This is a genomic window from Pseudomonas sp. LBUM1657, assembly GCF_059716075.1.
In genome coordinates, this window is the sequence record NZ_CP166799.1 from 1,916,720 (window position 1) to 1,929,237 (window position 12,518).

The window sequence follows — 12,518 nt, forward strand, 5'->3', positions numbered from 1 at the left end:
AATATAAATTGACCGATTGAACAGGTATTTATTTTTCGGCGGAGGTTGTGGGAAAAGACGACTGAAGGCGTCAGCAAAGGAAGATGTAACTTTTTGGGGCGCAGAAACGAGAAGTGCACACACAAATGGCACCGATGGTGACATTCGTGTGTACACATTTTTTCAGCTAGAACATAGGACCTGTGGGAGCGGGCTTGCTCGCGAAGGCGCACTGACATTCAACATTGATGGCGACTGGCACGCCGCTTTCGCGAGCAAGCCCGCTCCCACAAGGAGTGTCACAAGGCTTAGGGTTATGCCTTGGATTTGCTGATGATATTCCCCGCATGCAACCCGCATTCTTTCTGCGTCGCTTCTTCCCACCACCAGCGACCTTCACGCTCGTGCTGGTTCGGCAGCACCGGGCGGGTGCAGGGTTCGCAGCCGATGCTGATGAAGCCACGCTCATGCAGGCTGTTGTAGGGCAGCTCGAGCATGCGGATGTAGCCCCAGATTTCTTCGCTGGTCATCTGCGCCAGCGGGTTGAATTTGTACAGGGTGCGTTCCGGGGTGGAAAACGCCGTATCGATTTCCAGCACCGCCACGGCGCTGCGGGTGCCTGGGCTCTGGTCCCGGCGCTGGCCGGTAGCCCAGGCTTTGACTCCCGAGAGCTTGCGACGCAATGGCTCGATCTTGCGGATGCCGCAGCATTCGCCATGGCCGTCCTTGTAGAAACTGAACAAGCCTTTTTCCTTCACGAAAGGTTCGAGCTTGGTGTAGTCCGGCGACACCAGTTCGATGTCGATCTTGTAGTGCTCGCGCACTTGATCGATGAAGCGGTAGGTCTCGGGGTGCAAGCGGCCGGTGTCGAGGCTGAACACTTTGACGTTCTTGTTCAGCTTCCAGGCCATGTCCACCAGCACCACGTCTTCGGCGCCGCTAAAAGATATCCACAGCTCATCGCCGAACTCGGCGAACGCGAGTTTCAGGATGTCCTGGGCGGATTTGTTGGCATAGGTCGTGGCGAGTTCCACGACATCGAACGATGGGCTCATCAGGGCGGCTTCCTACAGGTCGGTGGCGCTGGGCGCTCTATATGGGGCTGATGGTAACAAAATCCTGCGGCGACTGGCGCGCGCTCTGCGTTGCGCAGCCGGGGCCGAGTCGCTAGAGTTCGGCAGTCCTTTTATTCGCTCGACTCAATAAACAATACAAATGGGAGTGTCTTGTGGAAATTGCCTGTCTGGATCTTGAAGGTGTATTGGTCCCGGAAATCTGGATCGCCTTCGCCGAAAAAACCGGGATCGACTCCCTCAAGGCCACCACTCGGGATATTCCCGACTACGACGTGCTGATGAAGCAGCGCCTTCGGATCCTCGACGAGCACGGCCTGAAGCTCGCCGACATCCAGGAAGTCATCGCGACCCTCAAGCCGCTGGACGGTGCCGTCGAGTTCGTCAACTGGCTGCGCGAGCGCTTCCAAGTGGTGATTCTGTCGGACACCTTCTACGAGTTCTCCCAGCCGCTGATGCGTCAGCTGGGCTTTCCGACCTTGCTCTGCCATCGTCTGGTGACCGACGATGCCGGTCGGGTGACGAGCTATCAGTTGCGTCAGAAAGATCCCAAGCGTCAGTCGGTATTGGCCTTCAAGAGCCTCTACTATCGCGTGATTGCGGCGGGTGACTCCTACAACGACACCACGATGTTGGGCGAGGCGGATGCCGGGATTCTGTTCCATGCGCCGGACAACGTGATTCGTGAGTTTCCACAGTTCCCGGCGGTGCACAGCTTTGAAGAGCTGAAGCAAGAGTTCATCAAGGCTTCGAATCGGGCGTTAAGTTTGTAGTCGTCTGGTTGGACGCCTTCGCGGGCAAGCCCGCTCCCACAGGTTCATCGCGATACCTGTGGGAGCGGGCTTGCTCGCGAAGTTTTTAGAGGTTTTGCAAGGTATCGAGCAACACCTTCACTTTGGTGATCGACTCCTGATACTCGGCCTGCCACTCGGAGTCCGCGACGATTCCGCCGCCGCCCCAGCAACACACCTGCCCATCCTTGACCAGCAAACTGCGAATCGCGATGGAGCTGTCCATCTCGCCGCGCACGTCCAGATACAGCAACGAACCGCAATACAATCCGCGCCGGGTCGGTTCCAGCTCGTCGATGATCTGCATCGCGCGAATCTTCGGCGCTCCGGTAATCGAACCACCGGGGAAGCTGCCGGCGATCAGGTCCAGCGCGTCTCGGTCGTCCGCCAATTCCCCGGTGACGCTGCTCACCAGGTGATGCACGTTCGGATAGCTTTCCAGGCTGAACAACTCCGGCACCCGCACCGAACCGATGCGGCAGGTGCGGCCGAGGTCGTTGCGCAGCAGGTCGACGATCATCAGGTTTTCCGCGCGGTCCTTGGGACTGGCCAGCAGTTCGGCGGCGTTTGCCGCATCTTCCGCTGCGGTCAGCCCCCGAGGACGGGTGCCTTTGATCGGGCGGGTTTCCACGTGGCGCTCGCTGACTTTGACGAAACGCTCAGGCGACAGGCTCAGCACCGCGCCGCCCTCGGGCAGGCTCTGGAAACCGGAAAACGGCGTCGGGCATGCTGCCCGCAGTGCGCAGTACGCCGCCCATGGATCACCCTGACATTGGGCACGGAAACGCTGGGCGAAGTTGACTTGATAGCAGTCGCCGGCCTGGATGTACTGCTGAATGCGCTCTAGCGCCTGGCGATATTCATCAGCGTTCAGGTCGGCGCTCATCGGCGCCTTCAGTTTGAAAGGCTCGACCGGTTCAGGCGCAGGCTGGCTGAACAGCTGGATCAGGCGCTGACGCTCGCTGTCGATCAGCGTCGGATGGAACACCAATTGTGTGGTGGACAGTTGGTGGTCGCTGATCAGCGCCCAGTCGTACAGGCCGAAGCGTGCGTCGGGCAATTGCAGGTCGTCTCGCGCCTGACTCGGCAGGTTTTCCAGGTGCCGGCCGAAATCGTAGCTCAGGTAGCCGATCAGGCCGCCCGCGAAGGGCAGGTCATGGGGCAGCGCGGCTTCACCCAGTCGGGCCAGGTTATCGCGCAGGCGTTGCAGGAAATCGCTGCCACTTTCGTCAGGCAGTACCGCCAGTTGCTCCAGCGGCCAGGCACTGAGCAAGTCATAACGTCCGCGATCGGCGGTTGGCCGGCCACTGTCGAGCAGCACGGCACCGGGAGCATGACGAATCGCCGCGAAGTACTCGGCGGGGTTGGCGCGATAGGGGAGTGGGTGTACGGAACAGGTCAACATGGGCGGGGCAGATCAGCCATCGAGGCGGGGGAGCGATTGTAGTCCCCTCGGGGAATTGCTCCTAGAGGGATGTCGGGGATTGGCAGGTTGGCGGCTGGGTTGAGCGCTGTAGTGACTGGGAGTCAGTCTTCGCGAGCAAGCCCGCTCCCACATTGGATCTTCGGTGCGACACAGGTCCAGTGTGGGAGCGGGCTTGCTCGCGAAGGCCGCGCCTCGGTTCAGGATCAGCCCTCAACCGCCGGAATATGCCCAAACATCTCCTGAACAAATTCCACCCGCTCTTCAACCGTTTCGGTAATCCCGCGAGCCTTCAACGATTCCAGCCGCGCCTCGACCGCATGGGTACGCAGCGTCAGGCCGCAATCGTTGGCAATCTGAATGTTCAGGCCAGGCCGGGCATTGAGTTCGAGAATCAGCGGCCCTTTCTCCTGGTCCAGCACCATGTCGACACCGATGTAACCCAACCCGCACAGCTCGTAGCAGCCGGCGGCGAGTTTCATGAAACCGTCCCAGTAGGGCAGTTGCACTCCATCCACTGCGTTGGTGGTGTCCGGGTGCTTGGTGATGATGTTGTTCAGCCAGGTACCGCGCAGGGTCAGGCCGGTCGCCAGGTCCACGCCGACGCCGATGGCGCCTTGGTGCAGGTTGGCCTTGCCGCCAGACTGACGGGTTGGCAAGCGCAGCATGGCCATGACCGGATAGCCCATCAGCACGATGATGCGAATGTCCGGCACGCCTTCGTAGCTGATGCTCTTGAAGATCTGGTCCGGGGTCACGCGGTATTCGATCAGCGCCCGATCACGGTGGCCGCCCAACGAATACAGACCGGTCAGGATGCTGGAAATCTGATGTTCGATTTCCTCATGGCTGATGATCTTGCCGGACACCGTGCGATAGCGTCCCTCGAAGCGGTCGGCGATCACCAGGATGCCGTCACCACCGGCGCCCTGGGCCGGTTTAATCACGAAGTCATTGCGCCCGCCGATGATGTCGTCGAGGTTGTCGATTTCCTTCTCGGTGGAGATCACGCCATACAGTTCCGGCACATGAATGCCGGCGGCGATGGCGCGTTCCTTGGTGATGATCTTGTCATCGACGATCGGGTACAGACTGCGCTTGTTGTACTTGAGTACGTAGTCCGCGTTACGCCGATTGATCCCCATGATGCCCCGGGCTTCCAGGGCCTTCCAGGTCTTCCAGAAACCGAACATCAGGCGTCAGCCTTCTTGAGGAAAGCCTTGAAACGCACCAGTTCGGTCAGGCGGTAGCCGCGATAACGACCCATTGCCAGCATGAAGCCCACCAGGATCAACAGGATCGCCGGGAAGGTGAACACGAAGTAGACCAGCTCCGGCACGCTCATGATCAAGTGCGCCAGCGCGGCGGCGAACAGCGTCCCGATCGCCACTTTCATGGCATGGCCGGAACCGCGTTCTTCCCAGGTGATCGACAGGCGTTCGATGGTCATGGTCAGGATCACCATCGGGAACAGCGCGACCGACAACCCGCGTTCCAGGCCGAGCTTATGGCTGAACAGGCTGATGGCTGCGATCAACACCACCACGAAAGTCAGTACCACCGACAGCCTCGGCAGCATTTGCAGCTTCAGGTGTTCAAGGTAGGAACGTAGCGACAGCCCCAGCGCCGTGATCACGGTAAACAGAATGATGCCGAAGCCCAGCTGCGTCTCCCGGAAGGCCAGGGCGATCAGCACCGGGGTAAAGGTGCCGAGGGTCTGCAAGCCGACCAGGTTGCGCAGGATCAGGATCACCAGCACGCCGATCGGGATCATCACCATGATCATGAAGGTCTGTTGGGTTTGTAGCGGCAAACCGTACAACGAGTATTCGAGGAAGTTGGCGTCGGTGTTTTCGTCGGTCAGCTTGGCCAGGCGAATGGCGTTCATTTCGCTGTTGTTCATGCTGAAGGTAACGGTAGCTTTCTTGCCGCCATCGACGGTGATCAGGTTTTCATCGCCGGTCCACCACAGCAGGCGGTCGGTCGGCAGGCCCTGTTCACCGGTTTCCGGGTTGAAGTACAGCCAGTCGGTGCCATTGAAGCTGCGCAGCCACAGTTCCGGCACTTGTGGTTGGTCGGCCACCAGACGAATGGTGTGGACCTTTTCCACGGGTACGTGGGCGATGGACAGCACCAGTTCGACGATCCGGGCTTTTTGCCCGGTGGACGGATCGCCACCCAGCAGCAGTTTCACGTTGTCGTCGTTGAGATTGTTGACACGCTTGATGGCTTCGCCGATGAAGGTTTCGACGTCGGCCGAATGCTGGCGGATTGGCGCGAGCAGGGCTTCGGCGGCGACCTTTTCCGGACCTTCGACGGCAATGCTGTCGCGGAAGGTCGGGCCTTTGATCTTGGATTTTTCACCGGTGTAGCGCTTGGTCAGCACCAGGCGGTAATAAAGGGTCTGGTTGCCCTTGGCCCGACGCGCCGACCAGGTGACCTTGCGGTTGCCGTCGACCCGGTTCACGGCCACGCCGTAGTTATTGGAGATGAAACTCTCGTTGAGGCTGACGTAGTCGCGGCTCAGCGGCGGCACGAACATCTGGATCTTCACCGGGTCCTTGGCGCTGGCGACGAACTCGACCTTGGCGTCGATGTTCCACAAGTCGTCGGTGGCGTCTTCGGTCACGGGAATGCCGAGCACGAAGATCTGATAGGCCGTAACTGAAATGCCCAGGACCACCAGGATGGCGATCAGCAGTTTCAGATGGAGGGTAAGAGAGCGCATTGGAATTACTCTGCGGTATGTGCGTCGGTGGCGCAGGCGGGTTTGCCAGCAGCGTATTTAAGACTGGGGTCGACCAGCGCATCGAAGCGTTTGAGCGCTTCGGAGCCAATCAGGAGCGGGTATTGGAAGGCACTTCGGTCGGTTAGGTTCACTTCGATGGTGCGTAAAGCCGAACCCATGCAGATATCCAGCTCGATCACCGGACGGGCGGTGTACTTCTTGCCTTCTTCCGGATCGTAGTCGCCGGCCCGGCGCTTGATCTTGCTGACCCGGGCCAGAGGCCGTTCGATCGGGTGCGAATGCGCGGCGTCGATGGCCAGGTAGAAACGTACCCAGGACTCGCCATTGCGTTTGAAACGTTTGATGTCGCGGGCACTCAGGGAAGCGGTTTTTGCCCCGGTGTCGAGTTTGGCGGCGACTTCAAGGTCAATGCCATCCAGGGACGCGTACTCATTGAGACCGTACACGGTCTTTCCCCCCGCCGCGGCTACACCTGGCAGGCAAAGAAGATAAAGGAATGTCGGGAAGGGCTTGAGTCTCATAAATCCTGGTGTGCAGCGGTCCGTACTTCGATTCAAGACCCTGGCATTGCTGCGCAAGCTCCCTCGTATGCCTATCAACTATTTATGACAAGCCATGCAGATGTCACAAACAAATGCGGCCGGCATTCTAGCACGGTGGTTTTATGGCGCCAGCGCTGGCAGGCAGCTATAAACAGAAGGGCTGCTTCGTTATGGTGCAGTCGGTTATTAGACGATTGTCGACAATACCTATTTATCCTTTGACTGTTAGGCCTGTTTTCGTTAGTTTTTGCGGCATTAGCTTTCAAGGTGTCGACAATATGCTGGATCAACTCGATCCCCCAGTCATGGTGCAAGACGATTCGGAGACGCTTTCCGAGAATGTCTTCCGGCGCATTCAGGCGGCCATCGTCAAGGGCGAAATCGCCCCGGGCAGCAAGATCTCCGAGCCTGAACTGGCACGAACCTACGGCATCAGCCGCGGGCCGCTGCGTGAGGCGATCCACCGTCTGGAAGGCCAGCGCCTGCTGGTTCGCGTGCCGCACGTCGGCGCGCGGGTGGTGTCGCTGAGCCACGCCGAGCTGCTGGAACTGTACGAGATTCGCGAGTCCCTCGAAGGCATGGCCTGCCGTCTGGCGGCTGAGCGCATGACCGTCGAAGAAATCGACGAGCTGCGCCGGGTCCTCGAAACCCACGAGCGCGATGCGGCGTTTCAGGCCGGCGTCGGCTACTACCAGCAGGAAGGCGATTTCGACTTCCACTACCGGATTATCCAGGGCAGCGGTAACCGCACCCTGACCCAGATGCTCTGCGGCGAGCTCTATCAACTGGTGCGCATGTACCGCATCCAGTTTTCCACCACCCCCAATCGCCCACGCCAGGCCTTTGCCGAGCACCACCGAATTCTCGATGCCATCGCCGACCGTGACGGTGAGCTGGCCGAGTTGTTGATGCGCCGTCACATCGGCGCCTCCAAACGCAATATCGCCCGTCACTACCAGGACGGCGCTAACCCGACAGCCACTGAACGAGGTGAGTCATGAGTTTGAACAAGAGCACTCCAGGCCAGCGTTTCCGCGATGCGGTCGCCAGCGAACATCCGCTGCAAGTGGTCGGCGCGATCAACGCCAACCACGCGCTGCTGGCCAAGCGCGCCGGTTTCAAGGCTATTTACCTGTCCGGTGGCGGGGTGGCTGCCGGCTCCCTCGGCGTGCCGGACCTGGGCATCACCGGCCTGGATGATGTGCTAACCGACGTGCGCCGCATCACCGACGTCTGCGACCTGCCGCTGCTGGTGGACGTGGACACCGGCTTCGGTTCCTCGGCGTTCAACGTCGCGCGCACCGTCAAGTCGATGATCAAGTTCGGCGCGGCGGCGATTCACATCGAAGACCAGGTCGGCGCCAAGCGCTGCGGTCACCGTCCTAATAAAGAGATCGTGTCCCTGCAGGAAATGGTCGACCGCATCAAGGCTGCCGTCGATGCCCGCACCGATGACAGCTTCGTGATCATGGCCCGTACCGACGCGCTGGCGGTGGAAGGTTTGGAGTCGGCGCTGGAACGTGCCGAGGCGTGCATCGAAGCCGGTGCCGACATGATCTTCCCGGAAGCCATCACCGAGCTGGACATGTACAAGCTGTTCGCCAGCCGCGTGAAAGCGCCGATCCTGGCCAACATCACCGAATTTGGCGCGACGCCGCTGTACACCACCGAACAGCTCGCCGGCGCCGACGTGTCGCTGGTGCTGTACCCGCTGTCGGCCTTCCGCGCGATGAACAAAGCCGCGGAAAACGTCTACACCGCAATCCGCCGCGATGGCACGCAACAGAACGTCATCGACACCATGCAGACCCGCATGGAGCTTTACGATCGCATCGACTACCACACCTTCGAGCAGAAGCTCGATGCGCTGTTTGCTGCGAAGAAATAATGAAAGCCCTGTAAGAGCGAAGCTTGCTCGCGAAGACGCACTGACATTCAAAATCAATGTCGTCTGAGACACCGCTTTCGCGAGCAACCTTCGCTCGTACAAGTTTCCCTAACAAATTCAAGAAAAACTGGAGACAGCAATGGCCGAAGCAAAAGTACTCAGTGGCGCCGGGCTCCGTGGCCAGGTTGCCGGGCAAACCGCACTGTCCACCGTGGGCCAGTCGGGTGCAGGCCTGACCTATCGCGGCTACGACGTTCGCGAACTGGCGGCTGACGCGCAATTCGAAGAAGTGGCGTACCTGCTGCTTTACGGCGAACTGCCGACCAAGGCTCAACTGGATGACTACATCAGCAAACTGGGCAAGCTGCGCGACCTGCCGCAAGCGCTCAAGGAAGTGCTGGAACGCATCCCCGCCGACGCCCATCCGATGGATGTGATGCGCACCGGTTGCTCGTTCCTGGGCAACATCGAACCAGAGAAAGACTTCTCCGAGCAGCACGACAAAACCGACCGTCTGCTGGCCGCGTTCCCGGCGATCATGTGCTACTGGTATCGCTTCAGCCACGACGGCAAGCGCATCAGCTGCGTAAGTGACGAGCCTTCCATCGGCGGCCACTTCCTGCACCTGCTGCATGACAAGAAGCCGAGCGACTTGCACGTCAAGGTGATGAACGTTTCGCTGATCCTCTACGCGGAACACGAGTTCAACGCATCGACCTTCACCGCCCGGGTGTGTGCCTCGACCCTGTCGGACATGTATTCCTGCGTGACGGCGGCCATCGGTTCCCTGCGCGGTCCGTTGCACGGTGGGGCCAACGAAGCGGCGATGGAAATGATCGAGCGCTTCAGCTCGCCGGAAGAGGCGATCAAAGGCACCCTCGGCATGCTCGAACGCAAGGACAAGATCATGGGCTTCGGTCACGCGATCTATAAGGACAATGATCCGCGTAACGAGGTGATCAAGGGCTGGTCGAAAAAACTCGCCGACGAAGTGGGCGACACAGTGTTGTTCCCGGTTTCCGAAGCCATCGACAAGACCATGTGGGAACAGAAAAAACTGTTCCCGAACGCCGACTTCTACCATGCGTCGACGTACCACTTCATGGGCATCCCGACCAAGTTGTTCACACCGATTTTCGTCTGCTCGCGCCTGACCGGCTGGGCGGCGCATGTGTTCGAACAACGTGCCAACAACCGCATCATCCGCCCGAGCGCCGAGTACGTCGGCGTCGAACAGCGCAAGTTCGTGCCAATCGAACAACGCTGAATGGTGGGAGCGCCGACGCAGGGATTTGAACATATCGCAAATCCCTGTGGGAGCGGGCTTGCCCGCGATGACGGAGTCACATTCGACATAAATGTCGCCTGACCCACCGCAATCGCGGGAAAGCCCGCTCCCACAGGGGTTGTGTTGACTTCGAGCCCGGTGTCTTGCCCCACCCTTTGAAACTACCGTGACCGAGTCCTGACGATGAACACTGAATTCCGCAAACCGCTGCCCGGCAGCCATCTGGATTACTTCGACGTCCGTGCGGCGGTCGAGGCCATCCAGCCTGGCGCCTACGACACTCTGCCGTACACCTCACGCGTGCTGGCGGAAAACCTGGTGCGTCGCTGCGACCCGGCCACGCTCACCGAATCCCTGAAGCAATTCATCGAGCGCAAACGCGACCTCGATTTCCCGTGGTTCCCGGCCCGCGTGGTGTGCCACGACATTCTTGGCCAGACTGCCCTGGTCGACCTCGCCGGCCTGCGTGACGCCATCGCCCTGCAAGGTGGCGACCCGGCGCAAGTGAACCCGGTGGTGCCGACGCAACTGATCGTCGACCACTCCCTGGCCGTCGAGCGCGGTGGTTTCGATCCGGAGGCGTTCGAAAAGAACCGCGCCATCGAAGACCGTCGCAACGAAGACCGCTTCCACTTCATCAACTGGACCAAAAAAGCCTTCAAGAACGTCGACGTGATCCCGCCGGGCAACGGGATCATGCACCAGATCAACCTGGAGAAAATGTCTCCGGTGATCCAGGTGCGTGACGGCGTGGCGTTCCCCGACACCTGCGTCGGCACCGACAGCCACACCCCACACGTCGATGCGCTGGGCGTGATCGCCATCGGTGTCGGTGGTCTGGAAGCGGAAAGCGTGATGCTCGGCCGCGCGTCGTGGATGCGTCTGCCGGAAAGTGTCGGCGTCGAACTGACCGGCAAGCTGCAACCGGGCATCACCGCCACCGACATGGTGCTGGCGCTGACCGAGTTCCTGCGTCAGCAAAAAGTCGTCGGTGCGTGGCTGGAGTTCTTCGGTGAAGGCGCTTCCGCGCTGACCCTCGGCGACCGCGCGACCATTTCCAACATGGCCCCGGAATACGGCGCCACCGCGGCGATGTTCTACATCGACCAGCAAACCATCGACTACCTGAAACTGACCGGCCGTGAAGACGAGCAGGTGCAACTGGTCGAGAACTACGCCAAGACCACAGGCCTGTGGGCCGACAGCCTGAAGGGCGCGCAATACGAGCGCGGATTGACCTTCGACTTGTCCTCGGTGGTGCGCAACATGGCCGGCCCGAGCAACCCGCACGCTCGTGTCGCCACCACGGACCTCGCTGCCCAAGGCATCTCCGGCCAGTGGACCGAAGTGCCCGGCCAGATGCCGGACGGCGCGGTGATCATCGCCGCCATCACCAGCTGCACCAACACCAGCAACCCGCGCAACGTCATCGCCGCTGGGCTGCTGGCGCGCAATGCCAACAAGCTCGGGCTGACTCGCAAGCCGTGGGTCAAATCGTCCCTGGCGCCGGGTTCGAAAACCGTCGCGCTGTACCTGGATGAAGCCGGGCTGACCAGTGAACTGGAGCAGTTGGGCTTCGGCATCGTCGCCTTCGCTTGCACGACCTGCAACGGCATGTCCGGCGCGCTGGACCCGGTGATCCAGCAAGAGATCATCGACCGCGATCTGTACGCCACCGCTGTGCTGTCCGGCAACCGCAACTTCGACGGGCGGATTCACCCGTACGCCAAGAACGCATTCCTCGCGTCTCCGCCGCTGGTGGTCGCTTACGCCATCGCCGGGACCATCCGTTTCGACATCGAAAAAGATGTGCTGGGCCTGGACGCAGAGGGCAAGGAAATTCGCCTGAAAGACATCTGGCCGAGCGACGAAGAGATCGACGCGGTGGTCAAGGCTTCGGTTAAACCTGAGCAGTTCCGTCAGGTCTACATCCCGATGTTCGCCATCCACGAAGACACCGGTCCGAAAGTCACGCCGCTGTACGACTGGCGCGAGATGAGCACCTACATCCGCCGTCCGCCGTACTGGGAAGGCGCATTGGCCGGCGCGCGTCCGCTCAAGGGCATGCGCCCATTGGCGGTGCTGCCGGACAACATCACCACCGATCACCTGTCGCCTTCGAACGCCATCATGCTCGACAGCGCCGCCGGCGAATACCTGGCGAAAATGGGCCTGCCGGAAGAGGACTTCAACTCTTACGCAACACACCGTGGTGATCACCTGACTGCGCAACGCGCCACCTTCGCCAACCCGAAACTGTTCAACGAAATGGTCCAGGAAAACGGCAAGGTCAAGCAGGGTTCCTTGGCCCGCGTCGAGCCGGAAGGCCAGGTCATGCGCATGTGGGAAGCCATCGAAACCTACATGGAGCGCAAGCAGCCGCTGATCATCATCGCCGGCGCCGACTACGGTCAGGGCTCGTCCCGCGACTGGGCGGCGAAGGGCGTGCGTCTGGCCGGTGTGGAAGCGATTGCGGCCGAGGGCTTCGAACGTATCCACCGCACCAACCTGGTGGGCATGGGCGTGTTGCCGCTGGAGTTCAAGCCGGGCACCGACCGCAAGACGTTGGGCATCGACGGCAGCGAAACCTACGACGTGATCGGTGAACGCACCCCGCGTGCAGAGCTGACGCTGGTGATTAACCGCAAGAATGGCGAACGCGTCGAAGTGCCGGTGACCTGCCGCCTCGACACCGCCGAAGAAGTGTCGATCTATGAGGCCGGCGGCGTGTTGCAACGCTTCGCGCAGGACTTCCTCGAATCGGCGGTTGCCGTTTAACACGATG

10 protein-coding genes are annotated in these 12,518 nt (G+C 60.6%); 5 read left to right on the forward strand and 5 right to left on the reverse strand.

All coding sequences use genetic code 11. The features are described 5' to 3' along the window. Nucleotides 1-293: 293 nt before the first annotated feature. Nucleotides 294-1,034, reverse strand: coding sequence for a phosphoadenylyl-sulfate reductase (locus ACA055_RS08815; RefSeq protein ID WP_497683272.1), 741 nt, complete (start codon nucleotides 1,032-1,034; stop codon nucleotides 294-296). A gap of 173 nt (nucleotides 1,035-1,207) precedes the next feature. Here ACA055_RS08815 and thrH point away from each other — a divergent pair, with 173 nt between their 5' ends. Beyond that, on the forward strand, nucleotides 1,208-1,825 hold the full coding sequence (gene thrH / locus ACA055_RS08820) for a bifunctional phosphoserine phosphatase/homoserine phosphotransferase ThrH (protein ID WP_497683273.1): 618 nt from the start codon (nucleotides 1,208-1,210) through the stop codon (nucleotides 1,823-1,825). Nucleotides 1,826-1,910: 85 nt separating this feature from the next. On the opposite strand, the gene pabB is transcribed toward thrH, so the two are convergent. The 4 genes from pabB to rloA all read right to left on the reverse strand — a co-directional run bounded on the left by pabB (nucleotide 1,911) and on the right by rloA (nucleotide 6,536). Beyond that, nucleotides 1,911-3,248, reverse strand: a complete 1,338-nt coding sequence (gene pabB, locus ACA055_RS08825; protein WP_497683274.1) for an aminodeoxychorismate synthase component I — start codon at nucleotides 3,246-3,248, stop codon at nucleotides 1,911-1,913. A 224-nt stretch (nucleotides 3,249-3,472) separates the two neighbouring features. After that, nucleotides 3,473-4,459: an alpha-L-glutamate ligase-like protein gene (locus tag ACA055_RS08830; protein WP_497683275.1), complete on the reverse strand. Its 987-nt coding sequence runs from the start codon at nucleotides 4,457-4,459 to the stop codon at nucleotides 3,473-3,475. Beyond that, nucleotides 4,459-5,994 carry an osmotic stress tolerance membrane protein RloB gene (gene rloB / locus ACA055_RS08835; RefSeq protein ID WP_497683276.1) on the reverse strand — a complete coding sequence of 512 codons (1,536 nt, stop codon included), beginning with the start codon at nucleotides 5,992-5,994 and terminating at the stop codon, nucleotides 4,459-4,461. The genes ACA055_RS08830 and rloB overlap by 1 nt, the downstream gene beginning before the upstream one ends. A gap of 5 nt (nucleotides 5,995-5,999) precedes the next feature. Then, nucleotides 6,000-6,536, reverse strand: a complete 537-nt coding sequence (gene rloA / locus ACA055_RS08840; RefSeq protein WP_497683277.1) for a retropepsin-like aspartic peptidase RloA — start codon at nucleotides 6,534-6,536, stop codon at nucleotides 6,000-6,002. Nucleotides 6,537-6,835: 299 nt separating this feature from the next. Here rloA and ACA055_RS08845 point away from each other — a divergent pair, with 299 nt between their 5' ends. From ACA055_RS08845 to acnD, 4 genes are all read left to right on the forward strand, one after another. Further along, complete coding sequence (locus ACA055_RS08845) at nucleotides 6,836-7,558, forward strand: GntR family transcriptional regulator (RefSeq protein ID WP_497683278.1); 723 nt, start codon at nucleotides 6,836-6,838, stop codon at nucleotides 7,556-7,558. After that, on the forward strand, nucleotides 7,555-8,445 hold the full coding sequence (gene prpB, locus ACA055_RS08850) for a methylisocitrate lyase (protein ID WP_497683279.1): 891 nt from the start codon (nucleotides 7,555-7,557) through the stop codon (nucleotides 8,443-8,445). The genes ACA055_RS08845 and prpB overlap by 4 nt, the downstream gene beginning before the upstream one ends. Before the next feature lie 139 nt (nucleotides 8,446-8,584). Beyond that, complete coding sequence (prpC, locus tag ACA055_RS08855) at nucleotides 8,585-9,712, forward strand: bifunctional 2-methylcitrate synthase/citrate synthase (RefSeq protein ID WP_497683280.1); 1,128 nt, start codon at nucleotides 8,585-8,587, stop codon at nucleotides 9,710-9,712. Nucleotides 9,713-9,916: 204 nt separating this feature from the next. Continuing rightward, entirely contained in the window at nucleotides 9,917-12,511 is a 2,595-nt protein-coding gene (acnD, locus tag ACA055_RS08860) for a Fe/S-dependent 2-methylisocitrate dehydratase AcnD (RefSeq protein ID WP_497683281.1), read from the forward strand. Nucleotides 12,512-12,518: the final 7 nt, after the last annotated feature.